Annotated in this window: 16 protein-coding genes and 1 pseudogene; 14 read left to right on the top strand and 3 right to left on the bottom strand. The window is 42.1% G+C overall.

All coding sequences use genetic code 11. The features are described 5' to 3' along the window. Window positions 1-35: 35 nt before the first annotated feature. On the top strand, window positions 36-1,454 hold the full coding sequence (locus AN395_RS01665; protein WP_054981855.1) for a coniferyl aldehyde dehydrogenase: 1,419 nt from the start codon (window positions 36-38) through the stop codon (window positions 1,452-1,454). A gap of 71 nt (window positions 1,455-1,525) precedes the next feature. Here AN395_RS01665 and AN395_RS01670 read toward each other — a convergent pair whose 3' ends face one another. Then, entirely contained in the window at window positions 1,526-2,251 is a 726-nt protein-coding gene (locus AN395_RS01670) for a tetratricopeptide repeat protein (RefSeq protein WP_054982110.1), read from the bottom strand. Between the two features lie 596 nt (window positions 2,252-2,847). Here AN395_RS01670 and AN395_RS01675 point away from each other — a divergent pair. The 7 genes from AN395_RS01675 to AN395_RS01705 all read left to right on the top strand — a co-directional run bounded on the left by AN395_RS01675 (window position 2,848) and on the right by AN395_RS01705 (window position 10,979). Beyond that, on the top strand, window positions 2,848-3,708 hold the full coding sequence (locus AN395_RS01675; RefSeq protein WP_054981856.1) for a DUF6279 family lipoprotein: 861 nt from the start codon (window positions 2,848-2,850) through the stop codon (window positions 3,706-3,708). Window positions 3,709-4,125: 417 nt separating this feature from the next. Further along, complete coding sequence (locus AN395_RS01680; protein ID WP_054982111.1) at window positions 4,126-5,145, top strand: XdhC family protein; 1,020 nt, start codon at window positions 4,126-4,128, stop codon at window positions 5,143-5,145. 1 nt (window position 5,146) lies between these two features. Continuing rightward, a complete protein-coding gene (locus tag AN395_RS01685; protein ID WP_054981857.1) occupies window positions 5,147-5,755 on the top strand; it encodes a nucleotidyltransferase family protein in 609 nt (202 codons plus the stop codon). Window positions 5,756-5,949: 194 nt separating this feature from the next. Next, window positions 5,950-6,438, top strand: coding sequence for a (2Fe-2S)-binding protein (locus AN395_RS01690; RefSeq protein WP_029771953.1), 489 nt, complete (start codon window positions 5,950-5,952; stop codon window positions 6,436-6,438). 12 nt (window positions 6,439-6,450) lie between these two features. Further along, window positions 6,451-8,742 carry a xanthine dehydrogenase family protein molybdopterin-binding subunit gene (locus AN395_RS01695; protein WP_054981858.1) on the top strand — a complete coding sequence of 764 codons (2,292 nt, stop codon included), beginning with the start codon at window positions 6,451-6,453 and terminating at the stop codon, window positions 8,740-8,742. Window positions 8,743-8,826: 84 nt separating this feature from the next. Continuing rightward, complete coding sequence (gene moaA, locus AN395_RS01700) at window positions 8,827-9,798, top strand: GTP 3',8-cyclase MoaA (RefSeq protein ID WP_054981859.1); 972 nt, start codon at window positions 8,827-8,829, stop codon at window positions 9,796-9,798. A 143-nt stretch (window positions 9,799-9,941) separates the two neighbouring features. Next, complete coding sequence (locus AN395_RS01705) at window positions 9,942-10,979, top strand: GGDEF domain-containing protein (RefSeq protein ID WP_054981860.1); 1,038 nt, start codon at window positions 9,942-9,944, stop codon at window positions 10,977-10,979. Between the two features lie 8 nt (window positions 10,980-10,987). Here AN395_RS01705 and AN395_RS01710 read toward each other — a convergent pair whose 3' ends face one another. Continuing rightward, the gene (locus tag AN395_RS01710) at window positions 10,988-11,926 is read right to left on the bottom strand and encodes a LysR family transcriptional regulator (RefSeq protein ID WP_004588705.1); all 939 of its coding nucleotides are present in this window, start codon (window positions 11,924-11,926) and stop codon (window positions 10,988-10,990) included. Window positions 11,927-12,046: 120 nt separating this feature from the next. Here AN395_RS01710 and AN395_RS01715 point away from each other — a divergent pair, with 120 nt between their 5' ends. The 5 genes from AN395_RS01715 to AN395_RS01735 all read left to right on the top strand — a co-directional run bounded on the left by AN395_RS01715 (window position 12,047) and on the right by AN395_RS01735 (window position 21,341). Continuing rightward, on the top strand, window positions 12,047-13,213 hold the full coding sequence (locus AN395_RS01715) for an efflux RND transporter periplasmic adaptor subunit (protein WP_054981861.1): 1,167 nt from the start codon (window positions 12,047-12,049) through the stop codon (window positions 13,211-13,213). A 9-nt stretch (window positions 13,214-13,222) separates the two neighbouring features. After that, a complete protein-coding gene (locus AN395_RS01720; RefSeq protein WP_054981862.1) occupies window positions 13,223-16,375 on the top strand; it encodes an efflux RND transporter permease subunit in 3,153 nt (1,050 codons plus the stop codon). Further along, window positions 16,368-17,777: a TolC family protein gene (locus AN395_RS01725; RefSeq protein ID WP_054981863.1), complete on the top strand. Its 1,410-nt coding sequence runs from the start codon at window positions 16,368-16,370 to the stop codon at window positions 17,775-17,777. The genes AN395_RS01720 and AN395_RS01725 overlap by 8 nt, the downstream gene beginning before the upstream one ends. A gap of 14 nt (window positions 17,778-17,791) precedes the next feature. Then, entirely contained in the window at window positions 17,792-18,820 is a 1,029-nt protein-coding gene (locus AN395_RS01730) for a zinc-binding dehydrogenase (protein WP_054981864.1), read from the top strand. Window positions 18,821-19,085: 265 nt separating this feature from the next. After that, window positions 19,086-21,341 carry an acyl-CoA dehydrogenase gene (locus tag AN395_RS01735; protein WP_054981865.1) on the top strand — a complete coding sequence of 752 codons (2,256 nt, stop codon included), beginning with the start codon at window positions 19,086-19,088 and terminating at the stop codon, window positions 21,339-21,341. Window positions 21,342-21,533: 192 nt separating this feature from the next. Here AN395_RS01735 and AN395_RS19785 read toward each other — a convergent pair. Continuing rightward, window positions 21,534-21,744: pseudogene (locus AN395_RS19785) on the bottom strand (phage integrase N-terminal SAM-like domain-containing protein); the annotation flags it as partial. Between the two features lie 238 nt (window positions 21,745-21,982). Here AN395_RS19785 and AN395_RS01740 point away from each other — a divergent pair. Next, window positions 21,983-23,464: an amidohydrolase family protein gene (locus AN395_RS01740; protein WP_054981866.1), complete on the top strand. Its 1,482-nt coding sequence runs from the start codon at window positions 21,983-21,985 to the stop codon at window positions 23,462-23,464. Window positions 23,465-23,475: the final 11 nt, after the last annotated feature.

Raw genomic sequence — 23,475 nt, forward strand, 5'->3', positions numbered from 1 at the left:
TATAGTCGTAGCAAAATGATACACGAGTAGCACCTTTGGATACTGATAGCACACACACACCGTCACTCAGCGATACGTTTAATGAGCTGCAAAATAGCTTTTTAGCCCAGTTGTACCTCCCGATAGATAAGCGTATCGTATTATTAAAAACGTTGCACAAACGCATTGTTAGTAATGAACAAGCGCTTATCGATGCAGCATCAAAAGACTTTGGCTACAGAACCGCGTTCGATACGTTACTTGGCGATATTCTGCCAACGGTTCAGGGTTTAGCGCACATAATTAAAAAACTGCCAAAATGGGCAAAACCCAGTAAGCGCTCAACTAGCTTAAGTTTGTGGCCATCAAAAGTGAGTGTGACTTACCAGCCACTTGGTGTAGTTGGCGTGATTGCACCCTGGAATTACCCCATACAATTGGCATTAGTGCCTGTTATTACCGCCATTGCTGCAGGTAATAGAGTTATGCTTAAGCTCAGCGAGTTTACCCCGCATACTAATGCAGTCATAGAAAAAATATTTGCAGAAGAGCTACAAGCGCATTGTAAAGTGGTGTTAGGAGCAAGCGATGTAGCGAGTGAGTTTTCTGCACTGCCATTTGCACATCTGCTGTTTACTGGCTCAACGTCAGTGGGCAAGCTGGTTATGAAAGCAGCCAGCGAAAATTTAACTCCTGTTACCTTAGAGCTTGGTGGTAAGTCGCCGGTGATCATTACTGAACAAGCTAATATTAAAAAAGCAGCGCAAACATTATTGTTTGGTAAAATGGCTAATGCGGGGCAAATTTGTGTAGCACCAGATTATGTATTTGTACCTAAGGCCCTTGAGCATCAGCTGGTGCAGCAATTGTGCGAGCTTTATAAAAAGCACTTTAAAGACGGGGTTGAAGGCAAAAACTTAACGTCAATTATTAGCGATGCGCATTACACTCGCTTAGAAGGGTATTTAACACAAGCACAGCAGTTAGGTGCGCAAGTTATTAAGCCGCTAGATCAAAACCAGCAAGACAAACAAAAGCATAGAATGGGTTTGCATATTGTTACCGCACCTAGCGATGATATGACGCTAATGCAAGATGAGTTATTTGGCCCCATTTTACCTATTAAAACCTACGAAAAGCTCGATGAGGCAATTAGCTACATAAAAGCGCATAATCACCCTTTAGCGCTATATATTTTAGGGCAAGATAAGCACGCTCAAGATTACATAATGGAGCAAACATTAAGTGGTACAGTTGCTGTAAACGATGCCTTAGTGCAGGTGACAGCAGACGATGTGCCATTTGGTGGCGTTGGGCATTCAGGAATGGGGCATTATCATGGTAAAGAAGGGTTTTTAACCTTTAGTCATGCAAAAAACACCTTGGTGTCTAGCTCGTTTAACCCGCGTACCGCGCTTTTACTCAAACAGAGCAACCTTATTATTAAGCTGCTTAAATTTTTATATATTAAGTAAATTGGTATAAAAAAGGGCTAATGCGAGATGCATTTGCCCTTGTGAAACGCTTGGGTTTAGCTAGGCGCAAATTAAAATAAGCGACCTTCACCGACGTATGTGCCTGCGAGTATTTTTTCGTAGATTTTGTCGGCTTTTTCTTTTGCTTCTTCTATTTCTTTAGGTAGCATTTTACGCTCATCTAGCTTACGGCTATGGCTTGCTTGCATGTTGCCGTTGTATTCTGCAATGGTGTTCCATACATACGACTTCTCTAAGTCTTTTGGCATGCCTAGGCCTTCAAAATACATGAGCGCCAGATTAAATTGCGCCAGTGAGTAGTTATTAGCAGCGGCTTTTTCGTACCACGTTCTGGCTTGTTTATAATCGCGCGTTACGCCCTCGCCATTTGCATACATAACACCTAAATTAAATTGTGCGGCGGGGAGGTTTTTTTTCGCTGCTTTTTCAAATAACGTAACCGCCATTTGCTTATCAAGCTTTACGCCTTTGCCTTCATCGTATAAAACCGCTAGCGCAAACATTGAGTCAGCGTGATTTTTTTTAACGCCTTCTTTATAAAGCTCTGCCGCTTTAAAGTAATCGCGTGTAACCCCATAGCCGCCCTCGTAAAGTTTACCTAGTTCGTAAATACCAGGGGCAAAGCCTTTATCAGCTAAATATTCAAATTCTTTTAGTGCCGTCGCAAACTCGCCTTCGTTGGCAGCTCTTATACCGTCTTCAAGAGTTGCATGTGCAAATGGGCTTGAAAGCAAAACGCCAGTGAGTATTAATGCTTTTAAATTAAACTGTGACATAGCCATGTCTCCAATAGGTAATAGTTGCAATGTGTATGTATAAAAACCTGTTTTATTGCAACACTTTGTACTTACTATTTAATAGCCACGTATAAAATGGTGCAAGTGCTTGGGGTTAAGTGAAATACTAACGCTTTGGTGATTATATGCTCGTTTAACACTTAGCCAAGCTGTTGTGGTAATTATAGCTTAAATAAGCAATTATATTGCTAATAATGCGCTGTTTATAAGCGTAAGATACAGATATTACAGAAAATTTAAAGCAGTAAAAAAGCGCAAGCCAAAGCCTGCGCTTTTAATGTCATATTAACCGTCACTAATATGAGCAATGTAGCAAGTAGAGATGAACTTTTATGCTATTACTTGGGTCGAGTAAATAATAGCCATTAAGCAGTCACGCGCTTAAAACAAAATGTCAGCATCCATGCTGTATTTCTTCCTTGGGCACTGAGGTCGTTACACTTTGTTTATGCGATTAATTATTATTTAGATTTGACGGTGTGTTAACAGTAAATAATAATTATTATCAATTAAAATAAATTAACATCTTTGCGTATTATGTGAGAGTTTGAGAGAAAGCGTTTGTTGAGGATTTCATGTTTAAAATAAAAAATATAAAAGTTTCGCGCGTAGCCATTGCGCTCAGTCTGCTATTTTTGTGTAGTTGTTCGGCTTCGTTTACTTATAATAACTTAACGTGGCTTTCGTCGTTTTGGGTAGATGACTACATTGACCTAAATAAGCAGCAAAACAAGCAACTCAAAAGTATTATTAACACAACCCAGCAGTGGCACCGCACCACGCAATTACCCGCCTACAAGCAAGATATACTAAATCTAAAAGGGTTATTTAATCAGCAGTTAGACTATCAGCAATTAAAGTCGCAAGTGGTATTGGCCAGAGCTCATTTTCAAAACATTCTTGAACATGCGCATATACCGCTCGCGCAGTTAGGGCTTACGCTTTCTTATGCGCAGCGCGAAGAGCTTATTGCTAATATCCAAACGCAAATTAACGAAGAATACGAAGAGTTTAATGAATTAACAGCGCAGGAGCGCAAAAGCGAGCGCCTAGAAAGGCAGCTCGATTACTACAAGCAATGGCTAGGAAAGTTAACCCCTGTGCAAACGCAGCTTATTACCCAAGCTAACAATGCTCATTATGACTCTTCATTGCTTTGGCATCAGTACAAGCAAACGCGTTTAAATGCAGCGCAGCAAGTACTTTTAAATAAAGCGCTCAGTGAGGCTGAATTTGTAAAACAATTAAGCTATGTAATTACACAGCGAGAAGCGTATATGAGCGAAGAACTATTAGCCAGTAATGATGCAAACTTAGCGCTCTATGTAAACCTACTTATTGAGCTAAATACCACATTGAGTAAGCAGCAACGCGAGAGTGTAAATGATGAGTTTGATGAGCTAATTAATACGCTCACCGATTTAATTGAAGATTAATGCTTATTTAAGCCAAGGCTCACATTAGGCAAAAAGCTAACGTATTGTTTGCTAATTAAGCATGTGTAACTTTTTATAAATTTTACGCTTATTAAGGAAGTTAGGGCATGTTGCACTGCAGTGGATGAATTTACAGCAGGGCGTTTGGTTTTTAGTCAGGGCAAAGCCTTTGAAGGCGATTTAATTGCACCTAGAGTGAAAAATTTCAATCCACACAGGTCACCTCGCCCTCGATAAATGCTAAGATAATATTTCATATTTAATAACGTCCTATCTGATCGATTTTAAAATATATCACGTACGCTTCTCACTTATTTGTTGCTTGATTATCCTCGTTATATCTAACAAATGAAGCAAAGCGACACCATGGTGATAATTAAAACGCGCGCATATTAAGGTTTGGAATGGCAGCAGCTAATGGTTACTGATTTAAAAGGAATGCTCAATACGTGGTATCCGCTTCGTGATGAACAACAATGGGTGCTCGCAACCTTGTACCAAATTGAAGGGTCTAGCTATCGAAAATTGGGCGCGATGATGCTTATTTCGAGCCTTGGCCAGCGCTTAGGCATGCTTTCGGGTGGCTGTTTAGAGGCTGATATTCAGCGCCATGCCAAACAGGTTATGACCTCATTACATTCTAAAACTATTACCTACGATGCAACCGATGAAGACGACTTAACATTTCAGCTAGGAATTGGCTGTGGTGGTGTGGTGCATATTATTTTGCAAAGCGTTAATAGTGAAAACGAATACTTACAATTAGATAGCATGTTTAATGCGCTTAAAAATAAGCAATCGGGGCACTATACACAGCAAATTAAACCTTTAGTGGCAAAGGGGTCTGGCGTTTTTAAAACCGTGGCGCAGCAGCACAACTTATCTTTAAACCGCAAAGCAACGCTTTTAGAGCAAGATAAAGTTCAACGTTTAGAAGTGGCTATTTACCCCAGCGCACATTTATTAATTGTTGGCGGTGGCGCTGATGCGATACCAGTATACGCGTTTGCTAAACAACTCGGGTGGATGGTAAGTGTATGGGATAGCCGAACTGCAAATGCTAAAAGAGACTACTTTAAGCATGCCGATAATATTTTGCGTTGCCCAGCTGCGCAGCTTAAACAATTTTGCGAACAGCACAAAGTGGATGCCGCTGTTTTAATGGCCCACAGTGTAGAGCTTGACTCACAGGCGTTAGCCGCACTTGAGCAAAGCCAACTAAAGTACATGGGGTTACTGGGGCCTACACATCGCCGAGCGCAAGTGTTTGAACATGCTAATACAACGGTAAATAAGGTAGTAGCGCCTGTATTTGGTCCTGTTGGGCTTAATTTGGGAGGCGACTCGCCAGAGAGCATAGCTTTGTCGCTCATTAGCGAAATTCATGCGGTATTTGCTAATAAAGATGCTACATCGTTAAGTAATTGGGGCAACTAAGGTGCGCGTAGCAAAGGTTATTTTGGCCGCCGGGCAATCGTCGCGCTTTAACGGCTGTAAGCTTATAGCCGATGTAGGTAATAAACCAATGATTTGCCGCGCCGTAGATACCTTACAAGGTGATGACACATTACCCATATACGTTATTAGCGGTGCTTGGCATGCGCAAATTGAAGATGCGTTACGTGGCTATAAAAATGTTGAAATACTGCATAACCCACACTGGCAAATAGGCTTAGGAAAATCCATTGCGCTGGCAACACACACTATAAGTAAGGCGCACTCATTAGAGGGGATTTTATTTATGCTGGCGGATCAGGTTGAGCTTAGTGCTACACACATAAATACTTTAATTACTCATTTTAACAGCAACCCCTCGCGCTGGTGCGCTGATTATGGCGAGCGTATTGGCGTACCTGCTGTATTTCCTGCCTGTGATTTTAAAACACTCACAGCGCTAAATTGTGATAAAGGCGCTCAACATTTGCTGCGCGATACACAGGTTGTCGTTAATACCATTTTACTTAAGCAGGCAAGCACAGATATCGACACTCAACAGCAACTAAAGCAGTTTATTAATAATAACAACAACCTAACTGTAAGCGAATAAACTAAAAAATATAGCCTAAACTTTAGGTTAAACGTTTAAAACGAGATTAAATTTTTAACAGTTATGCCAGCGCGCATTTTAAATGTGCGCTGCAATGCAAAGCGTAATAGTTTCAACGTACGGTGGTATAAAAAGTAACGTGTATGGGTCATGCGTTACTTTAATTTTATTTAGGCTTAATCAAGGGGCAAGCTATGGTGACGTTTACAGTTAATGGCAAAGAGGTTAAATCGCAAGCAAGTGCAGATACACCTTTGCTGTGGGTTATTCGCGATGAAATAGGGTTAAAAGGAACTAAGTTTGGTTGTGGTATTGCTATGTGCGGTGCATGTACGGTGCACCTAGATGGACAAGCAACGCGCTCGTGTGTATTACCCGTGGGCGCAGTGGCAGGAAAAAACATTACGACCATTGAAGGGCTTAACAACGCGCACCCGCTGCAAAAAGCGTGGGTCGATGAGCAAGTACCTCAGTGTGGTTACTGTCAATCTGGGCAAATTATGCAAGCTGCTACGTTATTAGCAGACAATCCAAATCCAACAGATCAAGAAATAGTAAATCATATGAATGGCAACTACTGCCGCTGTATGGCGTACAAGCGTATTAAATCAGCTATACAACGTGCAGCTGATGAATCGCAAAGTGCAGTACAAATGTTTAACCCCAAAGAGCTAGACGTGTAACTGGAGCCGACAATGAAAAAACTATTTCAAAAAAATACCGAAACCGTAGACTTAAACCGTCGCTCTTTTATGATTAGTACAGCAACTGCTGGCCTGGTTATGGCATTTGCTCCGGCTTTATTTTCAGGTGAACTTAGCGCCAAAGAGTCGATTGCACAACAATCGTTTTCACCGACAATTTGGTGGACTATGAACCAGCAAGGTGAAGTAGTCGTTAGTATTGCAAAAGCTGAAATGGGCCAACACGTAGGCACCGCCTTAGCGCGTATTGTGGCAGATGAGCTTGAGTGCGACTGGGATAAAGTATCAATCACGTATGTAGATACGCACGAAAAGTGGGGCTACATGGTTACAGGTGGCTCGTGGTCTGTGTTTCAAAGCTTTAAGCCGCTTTCACAAGCTGGCGCTGCGGGGCGTATAGCCCTTATAGATGCAGGGGCTAATATGCTTGGGGTTAAACCTGAGCAGTGCCACGCAAGTAAAGGGCGCATAATTGCAGGCGATCAATCGCTCAGTTATGCCGATATTGTTAAAAATGGTGAGTTTAACCGTACCTTTAGCAGTGAAGAAGTTGCAAAACTGCCGTTAAAGCCTGCCAATAAACGCCACTTAACGGGTTTAAAACAAGACTTTAAAGCGCTTGATATTCCGGCAAAAACAAATGGTACTGCCGTATACGGTATAGATGTAGAGCTTGAAGGCATGGTGTATGCGCGCCCTGTGATCCCACCAACACGCTATGGTAGTGAAGTGACACAGGTGGACGATAGCGCTGCAAAAGCAATAAAAGGCTATAAAGGGTTTGAGATTTTAAACGACCCAAGTAATACCGTACAAGGCTGGGTGGTGGTTTTAGCTGACAATTACCCCAGCGCTATTAAAGCGGTAGATGCGCTAAAAGTAACCTATAAAAAAGGGCAAACAGCTAATGTTACAGAGGCCGATATTCAATCCCTGGGCGAAAAATTATGTAACGATAGCAACGCTGGCACCTTATTTGTTAATGAAGGTGATACCGCTAAAATGCAGGCTGAGGCAACGCAGTCGCTTGAGTCACTGTACACCACAGCAACAGCAAGCCATTATCAATTAGAGCCGCTTAACGCGGTGGCAGAGTTTAAACAAGACAAGTGGATTATCCATACCGGTAATCAGTGGCAGTCTTTAACATTACCTGCATTGGCCAAGGCGTTAGAGGTTGAACAAAATAACGTTATTATTCGCCCTTATTATTTAGGCGGTGGATTTGGGCGTCGCTTGTTTGGTGATTGGACTGTGCCTGCAGCATTAACAGCGAAAGCGATTGGTAAACCCGTAAAACTGGTATTTACGCGCGCAGACGATAGCTTATTTGATCAATCACGCTCAGCCTCTACAGCTAAATTAACAGCTTCGTTTAATGAAAATGGCGAGCTCAGTGCAATGGAGCATGCTTTTGCAGCAGGTTGGCCAACAAAAGCAATGGCACCTGGCTTTTTATCACCAGGGGTTGATGGCAAAGGTAAGCTTGATGCATTTTCAGCCTCTGGAGCCGATCACTGGTACAGCATGGATAACCACCGTGCCCGGGCAATTAATAACGAATTAGCGCAAAGCACATTTACCCCTGGTTGGCTTCGCTCGGTAGGCCCTGGCTGGATAGCATGGAGCCTAGAGTCTTTTATCGACGAAATAGCGCACAAACAAGGGATTGATCCGGTTGAGTTTCGTTTATCAATGCTCGATGGCAAAGGTAAACAAGCAGGTAAAGCCCCTGAAAGCGTGGGCGGAGCGCTGCGCTTAAATGCGGTACTTAAAAAAGTGTCAGCAAAGGTCGCAAATGTTAAGCTGGGTGAAAATGAAGGCATTGGTTTTTCAGTAAGTTCAGGCCAAGAGCGTAATATGCCAGCGTGGATTGCCACAGCAGCCCATGTACACGTAAATAAAAGCGATGGTAAAATTACGATTAAAAAGCTTTACGCCGTGGTAGATGCAGGTTTAATTGTTCACCCCGATGGTGCACTAGCCCAGCTTGAAGGTTCGTTACTTTGGGGCACAAGCCTTGCGCTACATGAATCAAATAATTACCAAAACGGACAAGTAGCAGCCACTAACTTTAACACTTACTTGCCACTTAGAATGCAAGATGTGCCCGATATGGACATAGAGTTTGTACAAAGTGATGAGTTTCCAATGGGCTTAGGTGAGCCTGGAGTAATTGGCGTTGCGCCAGCTATTGGAAATGCGGTATTTAATGCAGTTGGTGTACGGTTACGTAATTTACCCATGAAACCCAATGAGCTTAAAGCAGGTCTTTCGGCCTAGTTAAGTGCTAACAAAGCGCGTAAGGCACAGGCCTTACGCGCTTTGAACTTAGCGATGAATTATTAAAATGTTAAAGGCTTTTTTATGCTAGTCGACCCAGCAGGGCGAAAATTTAGTTATCTACGTTTATCCATTACTGATGTATGTAATTTTAAGTGTGTGTATTGCTTACCGGATGGTTATCAATGCGATCACGACCGAGACTTCCTTTCTCTTAACGAAATTAGCAACACCGTAAACGCCTTTGCTCATCATGGCATATCAAAGTTACGCATTACTGGCGGTGAGCCAACCCTCAGAAAAGACTTTATAGATGTAATTCGTGCGGCAAAAGACACCCAAGGTATTACCAAAATAGCCGCCACTACAAATGGTTACTCAATGCATAAACATGTTAAAGATTGGGCACACGCAGGGCTCAATGCAATAAATGTTAGCATCGACAGCCTAGACCCACGTATGTTTAATACCATTACCGGCAACGATAAGTTTGCCACGGTTATGCAAGGCATAGACACGGCCCTAGAGAGCGGCTTAGATTCAGTAAAAATAAACAGCGTACTCATGAAACAGTACAATGGTCGTGCCCTTGAAGCTTTTTTAGCGTATTTAAAGCACAGGCCCGTAACGATGCGCTTTATTGAGTTAATGCAAACAAACGACAATAAAGCATTTTTTGATGCTAACCATATATCGGGGCAATCCATAAAAGAGCAGTTGCTTCGCGCTGGTTGGCAGCCCATTATACGCGATGTAACGGCGGGGCCTGCGCAAGAGTTTTACCACCCTGATTATTTAGGCAAAATAGGGTTAATAATGCCTTACAGTAATGACTTTTGTGCTACCTGCAACAGGCTAAGAATTTCATCACTGGGGAAACTGCATTTATGTTTGTTTTCTGAGCAGGGTATATCACTTAGAGAATACATGAGTGATAACACTAATCAGGCATTAATTGATCAGTTAGCGCGTTACATAAAAACAAAAAAACCAACGCACTTATTGCACCAAGGTAACACCGGGGTCACTACAAACTTATCTATGTTAGGTGGGTAAAGGCATAAATGTAGTGTAATTCGCTACTGAGTTTACTGTTTTCGCTACACAGTTTAATAAAATGACTGTTTTTACCTATTTAGCTACTTGTTATATTTAATTTTAAGGTTACACTGAATTTTTTATTATTTTAAGTTTTTTGAATGGATATAGCAGCACTTAGTAGTACTAAATCATTAAGAAGAAACGTTCTGAAATGGATGTGCTTGTGTTTTGGTTTTGTCTCATTGTTTTTTGCTGCGTTTAATATTTTTTTAAATAACTTTGCGTTATTAGGCTATTTAGAAATAGCGCTCACTGTATTTTGTGCCTACACCTACCACCGATTAAACACACACGCACTCGAAGTATGGCAATCTGTTGTTATGTGCATATTTGTCACCTTTGTTATTGTATTAGGTAATTATTTAGCAAAGCCAATAAATGGTTTGTATGTGTGGTCGTTTGCGTTACCTGTGTTGTATTACCTACTGTTAGGTAAGCGCTATGGCATTGTATTATCGGCTTTGTTGTTTGTACTCCAGGGAGCCATATTATTAACCAAAGCATCGCAACTTCCTCTAACAACGCTTAACTTCAGTTTAAATCTTGCCTTTGCTTATATCAGCATTTGGGCCATTTCTCATGTATTTGAAGGCAGTCGTGCTTTATCGTCTAAACGGCTGAAAAATCTGGCCTTGTTAGACCCACTTACTGGGGCTGCAAACCGTTTATCAATGAACCATTACTTTGCAGTAGAGCTTAAAGATAAGTCGCAACTTTATTTGTTTTTACTCGACCTAGACTTTTTTAAACAGGTTAACGACACCCATGGCCACGCAGTAGGGGATAAAGTGCTGATTGAAGTCGCCACTTTATTACGTGTTGTATTGGCAAAAGGGTATGTATTTAGAGTGGGCGGGGAAGAGTTTGCTTTACTACATTCTTTTGCGTCACAAAGTGATGCATTGGCAATGGCCGAAACCATAAGAGAAAAACTCAACAATACGGCATTTGAGATTGATGGGCTAAAAATAAATGTAACTGCCAGTATCGGCGTTGTTAAGTATCGCCAAGGCGACACGCTTGAAAAGTTTGTAATTAAAGCAGATAAACAACTCTATAAAGCAAAAGAATATGGCCGCAATAAAGTGTACTTTCAAGCAAATGCCAACCTGATTGAAAAGCCTCAAATAGCTTAAGTACGAGGCTAGTACATTTGCTCAAAATTTGGGATGTTGTTTTCCCAAATTGGTTTGTCTTTACCTAGGTATTCTCTCACTGCATCAAAAAATAAACGTGTTCTTACCGGTAAGTCTCTGTGTGGGTACACCGCATACATATGGCTAAACTCTTTTAACTTAACATCCGTTAAAATGGGCACCAATTGACCTTGTGTAATTTCTTTATCGATAATAAATGCTGGCGCAACAAAGTAGGTAGTCCCTGAAATAGCTTTCATTAGCAGTACTTCAGCGTCGTTTGCTCTGTACACGCTTTTTATTTTTAGCTCGCACGGCTCACCTTTACTATCGTAGTAATCTATGGTTTCTACTCGCATAGCGTTACTTGCATAACTTGCAGCGGGTAACTGCACCAGCTCTTCTATGGTTTGAGGCATACCATAGGTTTTTATAAATTCAGGGGCGGCTACAATAAGCAGCCTGTTACGGGCAATTTTACGGGCAATTAACGAGGAGTCTTTAGGCTCACCAATTCTAAATGCTAAATCAAACCCTTCAGATACAATATCAACTAGCCTATCGTCGAGGCGCAGCTCTACTTCTACTTGTGGAAAACGTTTTTGAAAGTCGTTTAGCACAGGTTGTAAATAACGCCGGCCAATTAATGTTGACGAAGTAACCTTTAGCACACCGCGTGGCTCTAAGTGGTAGTTTTCGGCCATACGTACGGTTTCACCAAGTAACTCTCTTAGCTCTGACGCTTTTTTAATCATTTCTGCGCCCGCCGCCGTTAACGAAAACGAACGGGTGGTGCGGTTTAATAACCTAACCCCTAGCTCGTCCTCTAATCGACTGATTTGTTTAGATATAACAGAGCGGTCTATGTTTCTTATTTCTGCAGCTTTGGCAAAAGAGCCTTGTTCTACCACTTCAAGCAGCATTAAAAGCCGGCTTGTTGTATCCATTATGATCACCCAATAAATGTTATTGATGCCATTTTGGCATTAATGAATTTATAAATCTATGGTTTTTGTCCGCAAGTATAGTCCGTAACATGCCAGGTAAATAAATAAAGGAGCGTCTTCATGAATAAACATTTAATTGCTGCTGCATTAGCTGCGGCAACTCTATCCTTAGCGGGCTGTGCCGATGAGAGCGCAACTAATGCGCAGCAACAACAATTACAACCTATCGATGTAGCACAAGTTTTAATTAAACCAGTACAAAGCTGGCACACCTACACCACGCGTTTAGAATCGCCGCAAGAAGTTGCGCTGATGCCGCGTGTATCTGGGGTGATTGATAGCATTGAATTTAAAGAAGGTGATGTTGTTAAGCAAGGCGATGTGTTGTTTCAACTTGACGAGCGCCCTTTTGCAGCGGTTGTAGCAAGCCTAGAAGCGCAAATACACAGCGCAGAAGCTGCACTTGAACAAGCAAAAAGTGAAGATAAACGTGCAATGCGCTTATTAGAGCGTAAAGCTATTTCAACAGAACAAGCACAGGCGCGTACCTCAACGCTTCGCCAGCGCGAAGCACAACTTGCAGCGCTGCAAGCACAGCTTACCTCTGCAAAGCTCGATTTAGAATTTACTTCAGTGGTTTCGCCGATTGATGGTGTTATCTCACGCGCAAATATTACCAAAGGTAATAACGTATTAGCGGGCCAAAGTGTATTAACGTCAATTGTTTCTAATAAAGCAATGTATGCCTACTTTGATGTTGATGAGCGTACCTGGAATAGCGCCTTTAACGATGTAACCGCGCAAAGCCGCCAAACAGTTGTTATGCAAAAAGTAGGGCAAAAAGAGTTTGCTTATCAAGGCTATATTAACTTTATTGATAACCAAATTAATTCAGCAACGGGTACTTTACGTGTACGTGCGGTATTTGAACAAGACAACAATCAACTACGTGCAGGTTCCTTTGCTCGCGTTAAATTGGCAGCAAACGAAGTGAGCGAAAAAGTAATTATTCCTGAGCGTGCTATTGGCACCGATTTAAAAAATCGCTTTGTGTTAACTGTTGGCGAAAACAACGTGCTTGAATACAAATTAATAGAAGTAGGCGAGCGCTATGGTGCGTTACGCGCTGTTACTGCTGGCCTAAACGAAGGCGATATTATTGCGGTAAATGGCCCTGCACGTGTAGGCCCAGGTATGCCAATTTCGCCAAATACAGTAACAATTGATACAAGCGGCGTGGCTTTTACATTGTCAAACGACAACGCGCAGCTAATGGCTAAGCAATAAGGTTTATTGATGAAATTTTCACACTTTTTTATTCAGCGACCAATTTTTGCAGCCATGCTGTCGTTGGTTATTTTAATTGCCGGTGGTATTTCACTGTTTCAACTTCCTGTAAGTGAATACCCAGAAGTTGTGCCACCTACTGTTGTAGTAACTGCAAATTACCCAGGTGCTAACCCAACCGTTATTGCGCAAACTGTGGCAACGCCGCTTGAGCAAGAAATTAACGGTACCGAAAACATGCTGTATATGTTTTCTCAAGGCACCAGCGATGGCCGTATGACACTTACGGTAACGTTTGCATTGGGCACCGACCTAGACCGTGCACAAGTGCAAGTACAAAACCGTGTAAACAGTGCATTACCACGTTTGCCCGAAGAGGTGCAGCGCTTAGGTGTAGTAGCCGAAAAATCATCACCCGATTTAACCATGGTGGTGCATTTATACTCGCCTGAAAACAGCCACGACACAGCGTATTTATCTAACTATGCCGACATTCATATTAAAGATGAAATTGCCCGTTTACCGGGTGTAGGCGACATTCAATTATTTGGTGGTGGTAAGTACTCTATGCGCGTGTGGCTAAACCCAGATGCATTAGCAGCGCGTGAGCTTACTGCAACGGATGTTGTGGCCGCTTTGCGCTCGCAAAATCAGCAAGTTGCCGCGGGTAGCTTAGGTGCACAGCCAATTTCTAACGACAGCCAATTTCAAATTTTATTAAACGTAAAAGGGCGTTTAAATAGTGTTGAAGAGTTTGAAAAGGTCATTATTAAAGTGGGTGAAGAAGGGCAATTAACTCGTTTGTCTGATGTAGCCCGTGTTGATTTAGGCCAAGATACCTATGCACTTCGTGCAGAGCTTGATAACCAACCAGCACTTGCAATGCCTATTTTTCAACGCCCAGGTTCAAATGCGATTGAGCTTTCAGACCAAGTACGTGAAACAATGGCGCGTTTGTCAGAAGATTTCCCAGCGGGTGTTGAGTACGACATTGTTTACGACCCCACTGTGTTTGTACGTGGTTCAATTGATGCGGTAATCGCTACATTGCTAGAGGCAATAGTATTAGTTGTTATCGTTGTAATTGTATTTTTACAAACATGGCGCGCATCTATTATTCCACTGATTGCAGTACCTGTATCATTAATTGGTACGTTTGCTGTAATGCAATGGCTAGGCGTGTCTATTAATACACTTTCGCTGTTTGGCTTGGTACTGGCAATTGGTATTGTAGTTGATGATGCAATAGTTGTTGTTGAAAACGTAGAGCGAAATATAGAACAAGGGCTTTCGCCTTTAGAGGCAACACGTGTTGCTATGAGCGAAGTAACCGGGCCAATTATTGCGATAGCGTTAGTGCTGTGTGCGGTATTTATTCCTACTGCATTTATTACCGGTTTATCGGGTCAGTTTTATAAGCAATTTGCACTAACAATTACTATTTCGACTGTTATTTCGGCGTTTAACTCGTTAACTCTATCGCCTGCGCTATCGGCATTATTATTAAAATCGCACGATGCAAAACCAGATGCATTCACGCGTTTACTTAATAAACTGTTTGGTGCGTGGTTATTTAAACCGTTTAACCGCGTGTTTGACCGTGGTGCTAAAGGCTACGAAAAGCTGGTACAAAAGCTTATACGTATGAGCGTTATTGTTATGGTGGCCTATGTTGCGCTGGTGGGCGGTACAATTAAATTGTTTGATACCGTACCGGGTGGCTTTATTCCACAGCAAGATAAGCAATATTTAGTTGCGATTGCGCAACTGCCAGATGCAGCCAGTTTAGACCGCACCGAAGATGTGCTCTCGCAAATGCAAAAAATAGCATTAGAAGTACCAGGCGTTGCACACACCGTGGCGTTTCCAGGCTTATCGGTAAACGGTTTTACTAACAGCCCAAATAGCGGCATTGTATTTACGCCACTTGAGAGCTTTGATAAACGTACCGACCCTAGTCAATCAGCGATGGCAATTGCCGCGCAGTTAAATCAGCGTTTTGCAGCTATTGATGAAGCGTTTGTGGCTGTATTTCCGCCGCCACCAATTCAAGGTTTAGGCACAACAGGTGGCTTTAAGCTGCAAATTGAAGATAGAGCAAATAAAGGCTTTGATGCACTATTTAATAGTTTGCAAACCATTATTGGTAAGGCGCAGCAAGACCCCGCGTTAATGGGCTTATATTCAAGTTTCCGTATTCAAGTACCTCAAATGGATATTGATATAGACCGCGAGCAAGCGCTTATTCAAGGTATTCCTCTTGATGAAGTATTTGACGCATTGCAAATATATTTAGGCTCTGTGTATGTGAATGACTTTAATATGTTTGGTCGTACTTATCAGGTTAATGCGCAAGCTGATGCTGATTTTCGTCTTGACCCTGAGCAAATCCTTAACCTAAAAGTACGTAACAGTGCAGGAAATATGGTGCCGCTTGGCTCGGTACTTACAGTTACACCAACAATAGGGCCTGACCGTGTAATGCATTACAACGGTTACCCAAGTGCAGAACTAAACGGCAGTCCAGCCCCCGGTTATAGCTCTGATCAGGCACAAACTGCTATTGAAACAATATTAGCCGACAATCTGCCAACAGGTATTGAGTACGAGTGGACAGAAGTAACGTACCAACAAGTACTTGCAGGTAACACCATGGTTTATGTATTCCCATTAGTTGTGTTGCTTGTATTTATGGTGCTTGCTGCGCAGTACGAAAGTTTACGTTTGCCACTGGCCATAATATTAATTGTACCGATGACTATTTTCTCAGCACTATTAGGTGTGTGGTTTGTAGGCTCAGACAATAATATATTTACTCAAATTGCATTAATTGTACTGGTGGCACTTGCCTCTAAAAACGCCATATTAATGGTAGAATTTGCCCGCGACCAACACGGCGGTGGGTTAACGCACTTTGAGGCAATATTAGCGGCGTGTCGTATGCGTTTACGCCCAATATTAATGACCTCAATTGCCTTTACAGCAGGGGTTGTACCACTAGTACTTGCAACGGGGGCAGGTGCCGAAATGCGCCACGCAATGGGTAACGCGGTGTTTGCAGGCATGATAGGCGTAACGGTGTTTGGCTTATTATTTACGCCCGTGTTTTACATGTTAGTTGTGAAAAAGCAGCAAAAAGCAAAGGGGATATCGCATGACTAATTTAATCGCTAAACCTATCAAAACGCGCTTAACGTTAAGTGCTGTGTTAGTGGCTGCTTTTTTATCTGGTTGCGCTAGCAAAATAGATACACAAAGCGAGCAAAACGCTATTAACGATTTTGTAGCTCAAGCAAATATTGCCAGCAATGTTGCCATTGCAGATGAAACAAATTGGTGGCACAAGTTAGAATCAAAGCAGCTAAATGCTTTGGTTAATAGCGCACTTGCCAATAACTACAATTTGCAAACAAGCCAATTAACGCTCAAAAGTACCCTTGCCCGACTTGGTGAGCAAAAAGCGCAATATTTACCCCAAGGCGGGGTAAATATTGGCGCAGCACGAAGCGATGCACCGAGTGTGTTTGACCGTCAATCGAGTGCTAACATAGCGCTTGATTGGCAGTTAGATTTATTTGGCCGTATTACTGCTTTGGTTGATGCTGCAAATGCATCGGCCATGAGCCAAGCCGAGCAAGTACGTTCACTGCAAATTGAAGTGGTATCGTCTGTTGTTAAAGGGTTTGTAAGCTATCAAGGTAATGTTGAAAAACAACACATCATAGCCATGCAAATTAACGCATTAGAGCAAAGCATTGAGGTACTTCAAGCACGTGTAGATGAAGGCGTTGCCAACGAGCTTGACCTAAACCGTACTATGGCACAGCTTAGGCAGCAAGAAGCCCTAATGCCCGCTATTGAGTATGCTAAATACAGCGACTTATCAACTTTAGCGGTGCTTACAGGTAAGCTTGCGCAAGACATTGCGATAGACAATGAGCAAAACCTGCTGGAGCAAAGCTTTAGCGTTGCGCTTAAAAATGCCAATAGCGCCATTGCCCTTCGCCCTGATATAAGCCGTGCATTGTATGATTTTAGCCAAGCCAACAGCTTAAGTGTGGCGGCAAGTAAAGCCTTACTACCTGATATTAGCTTATCAGCCTTTGCAGGCGTAGTGAGCATAGACAGCACGGGCTTAAAAAATACTGATCAGCAATGGCAAGTAGCCCCCCAGTTGCAATGGTCAATATTAAGTTACCCCGCACTCCTTGCTCAGCGCGACGCACAGCAGTTTTTAAGTGAAGCTGCCTACAGCGACTATCAGCAAATAGTATTAAATGCGGTGACTCAAAGTGAACTTTCATTGCAAATGTTGGTCAATCAACAACAGCAAGAGCGTTATGCTAAACAGCGCTATGGCTTTGCAAATAAAGCATTTTTACAAGCACAGGCGATGTACGAAGAAGGCCAAATACCGTACTTAGAGTTGTTAGATGCACGCCAGGATGTTTTAATGGCACAAGAAAACGCTGTTGACACAACTATTGCTACATTGCTTGCTAAAGTGAATGCTTATCAGGCATTTAACGGCCAATGGAGCTATGCACTGAGCAGTACAAAATAGGTAGAGTTAATTGAATGAGCAATACTGAATTATCACATCAAGGCAGCCCCTTACAAACAATGCGCGCTATTGTTTTATCACAACCAGATGAGCAAATACGCTTGCAAGATGTAGAGGTTGATATACCCGAGTGCGCCGACAACGAACTGTTGGTAAAGCTTGAGTATGTAGGCCTTAATCCTGCTGATGCCTATTTTGCTAAAACGGGATTTTGTAAGTGGCAATACCCTCATATTTTAGGCCTAGACGCCGTTGGTGTGGTAGTTAAAGCTAACAAAGGTGTGTTTCCTGGGGTTGGCGAACGAGTAATGTGGCATGCCAATATAGGTAAGCAAGGGGTACTGAGTGAATACACCACCGTGCCTAACTTTGCTGTATCGGTTGTGCCCGATGGGCTGTGCCCTGCAAAGGCTGCTACGTTACCGTGCGCTGGTATGGCCGCCCTTATTAGCTTAGATAAAATTGCCATTACGGAGGGCGACCAAATCCTAATCGAAGGTGGCTCTGGTGCGGTAGGGCAGTTTGCCATTCAATATGCTAAACAACGCGGTGCCGATGTATTTACCACCGCTTCAAAGCGTAATCACAAACTAGTAAAGCAGCTAGGTGCCGATGTGGTATTTGATTATAACGACAAAAAGTTACGCGACAAAATTCGCCGCGAGCTTGGCCCGCAAGGGTTTGATGCTGTAATTGATACTATGGGCGGTGAATCAACGCTTAGAAATATTGAATTAATGCGTTTTTGCGGGCGTATCGCGTGTTTAAACTCGCTGCCTCATTTTGATCAAGATTTAATGTACCACCGAGCGCCTAATATTAGTGTGGTGTCTATTGGTGGTGCGTGGCTTGCCAATAGTTTATGTGCACAGCAGCGCTTAAGTTTTATGGGCAATTTATTGCTTGAAGGCTCGCTATCGGGCGATATTAAAACACCGGCAATCACTGCGGTTGACTTTACTGCTGACTCAGTCAGTGCTGCCTTAAATAACCAAATAGCGGGTGGCTTTACAGGCAAACACGTTGTGCAAATAAGCAGTTAACGTTGCCCACCTTATTTTAAAAACGCAGCCCAAGTGGCTGCGTTTTTTTATGCCTAAAAAAGAGCTTTTTATGAGTATGGGGATTAATTGTTGCCAAATAGAGGTATTTCAGCGCACAAGTGTAAGCCTTTTAGTTTCAACAGTTTACGTCACCGTAAAGAAAATAAATTGAAAAAACTGTTAATTAATTGAATAGAGTAATTGATCTAAACTGATTTTTATGACGTAATGTAGGTATTATTTATCTGGTCGGATGAGTTCAATCATGAGTTTACGTACAAAATTAAAAAAAGTATTACCAAGTATTTCAATCACTGAACAAGAAGCGCTAGACGCGGGTGATGTGTGGCTAGAAGGGTCTATCTATCAAGGTAAGCCAGATTTTAGCGCACTACGCGATGTGCCGGCTGCTACCCTAAGTGCAGACGAGCAAGCATTCTTAGATGGCCCAGTACAAGAGCTACTAGGCATGATTGACGATTCAGTTATTCAAAACGGTATTCACTTACCAGATGACATATTAGAATTTTTGAAAAAAGAGCGTTTCTTCTCGCTTATCATTCCTAAATCGTTTGGCGGTTTAGAGTTTAGCCCTTATGCAAACTCGACTATTGTGGCAACCATTGCGACAAAAAGCTCTGCAGTAGCGGTAACTGTTATGGTTCCTAACTCTTTAGGCCCAGGTGAATTATTACTTCACTTTGGTACACAAGAGCAGCAAGCGCATTACTTACCGCGTTTAGCAAACGGCAGAGACATTCCATGTTTTGCTTTAACAAGCCCAGAGGCAGGCTCTGATGCAGGTGGCATTCCAGATATTGGTACTGTCACCAAAGGCATGTACAACGGCGAAGAAGTACTTGGCCTTGAGATCACATGGGATAAGCGTTATATCACACTGGCACCAATCGCTACGGTACTTGGTTTAGCATTTAAAGTAGTGGATCCAGAAGGTTTACTAGGCGGCAAAGAAAACTTAGGTATTACCTGTGCGCTTATTCCTAAAGATCACCCAGGTGTACAGCTTGGCAACCGCCATGACCCAATGGGTATTCGTTTTTATAACGGTACTACACGTGGTAACAAAGTATTTGTACCAATGGACTTTATTATTGGCGGCCAGAAAAACATCGGTCGTGGTTGGCAAATGTTGGTTAGCTGTTTAGGCGCAGGACGTGGTATTTCATTACCTGCACTAGGTGTAAGTACATCACAAGTGGCGTTTAAATCAGCATCTGAATACGCAGCAGTGCGTGAGCAGTTTGGTTTAGCAATTGGTCAATTTGAAGGTATTCAAGAAAAACTAGCAGACATTGCAGGTAAAACATACCTTCAAGAAGCAATGCGCGTACTGACAACTGAAGGCCTAGGCATGGGTTTAAAACCATCGGTTGTTACAGCAATAGCTAAATACCACATGACCGAGCTTGGCCGCGACGTATTAGACTCTGCAATGGATATTCAAGCGGGTAAAGCGATTCAAAATGGTCCACAAAATACCCTTGCAAGCGGTTACGTAGCACAGCCTATTGCTATTACAGTAGAAGGCGCGAACATTCTTACACGTAACCTGATGATTTTTGGTCAAGGTGTTATGCGTTGTCACCCTTATTTACAATCTATGGTTGAATCAATCCATAGTGAAGATAAAGGTGCAGATAAAGAGTTTAACGGCATTTTGCGTAAAACAATTGGTTACAGCACAGCAAATAGCTTACGTGCGTTCCGTTTAGGTGTTTTACCATTTACTGCAAGTGCAAACTCTGCATTACCAGAAGTACGTGAATACGAAAAAGCCGTGCATAAACTATCTGCAAAATTAGCAGTGTATGCTGACTTCTCGTTACTCGTACTTGGCGGTAAGTTAAAGCAGGCTGAAATGCTATCAGCACGTTTAGGCGATGTAATGAGCTTTTTATACGCGGCAATGGCATCAATTAAGTATTACGAGCAAAAAGTAGCAAGCAGCGAGCGCGAGCAAGCAGCGCCGTACTTCCACTACGCGACACGTTTTGCACTACAAAGCGCTGAAGAAGCACTGCATAAGTTTTTAGATAACTTCCCTGCAAGTGGTACTCGTAAGTTTATTCGTTTTGTAACAATGAACTACTCAACTAAAATGCCAAAAATTAGCGACGACTTAATTCGTGAATTAGCAAAACAAGCACAGCTTGATACCGCATTTAAAGCGCAAATTACGCATTTAGTTAAGCCTGTAGAAGGTGATGGTCATCACATTAACGAGCAAGCTTATAAAGCTAAAATGGCATCACTTGTTGAGCTGGCTAAAGTTAAAAAAGCGCTGCGTGCTAAAACGATTAAACCAGGTACACGTTTTGCCATTACGCTAGATAACGCATTAGCGGCAAATGTAATTACTGCGGATGAACATGCGCAACTAATTGATTACAACAAAAAGCGTGAAAAAGCGATTCGCGTTGATGAGTTCGACTTTGACATGAACTTATTAGATGACAACGCACAACCAGTTAACCCACTTAAAAGTGTAGTTAATCAATAAAATTCAATGATGCAAAGCGCCCGCTGTATCGGCGCTTTTATTCTTGATTAAAAAATTAGTGTGGAGCCTCGTTTGTTTAAAACCAAGCGGGGCTTTTTTATGTGTGTAATATAGAGGCAGGGCTAATAGTGGCTCATTTTATGGTCGTTTTGCTTGTTCAATTAGAGTAGCTGTTTAGTTTATTTTCCATACTTTAAATAAAAAGCTCAACGCATTTAAGGCTTGTGTTTGAGTATTAGGAGCAACATTTTGTTGGTTGACTAAATGATTTAAAAAAAGTTCGACCTCATTATCTCCCATCGTTGTTGGGTGCCTCATAGAGTTAAAACGAATAAACGAAGCTATCCAGTATAAATACGCTTTAATGGTACTTTTATATCATAGTTAAAAAAGGTGATTTCATGATATGAATCTCTAGCAAAATTTAACTGTATATATAGGCAGTACTTGTTGTTTTGTCCAATATTACTGATCTCCACCATTTCGGTGTATTTTCGCACTGATTAAAAATAATTTTCAGTTAACTAATTGTTTACATGTGTTTATTTGATGGTTAAGATAAATGCATTGTAATATATGGACATTTGTCGGTTTATAAAACGACAAATGTCGTAGACCAGATCACGACAACAAGGAAAGTTATGCGTAAACATATCCTCATTGCGATTCTGTTTCTACATTATCCTACTTTCGCAAAAGAGAGTGTGCTGATTGAAAATGTGACCGTCGTATCATCGCACCTTCAGGGGCCATTACAAAAGGCGCATGTTCTTATTGCTGATGGACGGATAAAAACGGTATCGTCATCTAATATTAAAAAAACAGTTGATACTCAGGTCATAGACGGGACTAATTTATATCTAGCACCTGGAATCATGGATAGCCATGTTCATGTTTCATCTATTCCTGGTATGGGGTTTGGCGTGGAGCCTGTGGCACAAAAGAATGGCGCACTTGCTGAAGATTACTATAAACAACAACCCTATAGCTTTTTGTATTACGGTATCACGCAGGTTGTCGACCCAAATCCTGGGCTTGAATGGACAAAATTCACTTCTTCTAAAGTACATCCTGATTACTATCGTTGTGAAGTCATCACCGCACGCTCAACGTTTCCTTTGGTAGAGAAAAATGATGAGCTTTCGAAGTCCATGTTTTCCTATATTGTTGAACAGGACGTTGCTGAAACAGCACTGAACTCTCCTGAGCAAATTGTTAAACGTATTGCTGAATCCGGCGCATCTTGCATAAAAGTATACTTTGAAGATGGCTATGGGGATGAAAGTCAGTGGCCGTTGTTGTCTGACGATACCCTGAAACGTATTCGAAAATCTGCATTACCACATAAACTACCTCTCGTAGCGCATGCCAATGCATTGGATATGTATCAAAGAGCTATTGATGCAGAGGTGGATGTAATTGCACACGGGCTTTGGAATTGGGGGGAGTTTTGGCGTGAAACTGAAGTATCCAAACCAATGCATGGCGTGATTAACCATTTAATGAGCAAAAGCATTGGTTACATGCCAACCCAAAGGGTAATTGCCGGATTAGGTGAACTCATGTTGCATAACTCACATGGTATTCCTGAATTTAGTAAGGTCACGCCCAAAGAATTACTTGAGTGGTATAAGCAACCTTCGGCACAATGGTTTAAAGAAGAATTACGCGCAGGATTTGACGGACTACCCGACGAGGTTATTGCTCGAATCTTTTTAAAAGATCGGATGGGGAAAGGTAACAAAATTCTACAAACCCTCACCGAGGCAGGCTATCCGCTGTTATTAGGTTCTGATTTTCCGGGAAGTCCTAGTTTTTCCAACCAGCCTGGTTTAACAACTTTCCTTGAGATGAAAGCAATGGCAGACGCCGGAGTATCTTTAGTTGCAATACTTGCAGCTGCGACCATTAATAATGCGCGACAATTTAATATTGATAAAGATTACGGAACGGTTGAAGTTGGCAAGGTTGCAAATTTACTTTTGCTAAAACAAAACCCTTTAACTACCGTGGACGCTTGGAGCCATATCCACCAAGTCATCTTACATGGGGAAGTTTTTGATCGAGCAGATTTTGCTGCAGATACTATGGCTAACAAAGCATTGCAGCGGACAAGCCGCTGAATGCGGCGTTA

This window comes from Pseudoalteromonas sp. P1-30 (assembly GCF_001400005.1).
Classification (GTDB): Bacteria; Pseudomonadota; Gammaproteobacteria; order Enterobacterales; family Alteromonadaceae; genus Pseudoalteromonas; species Pseudoalteromonas atlantica.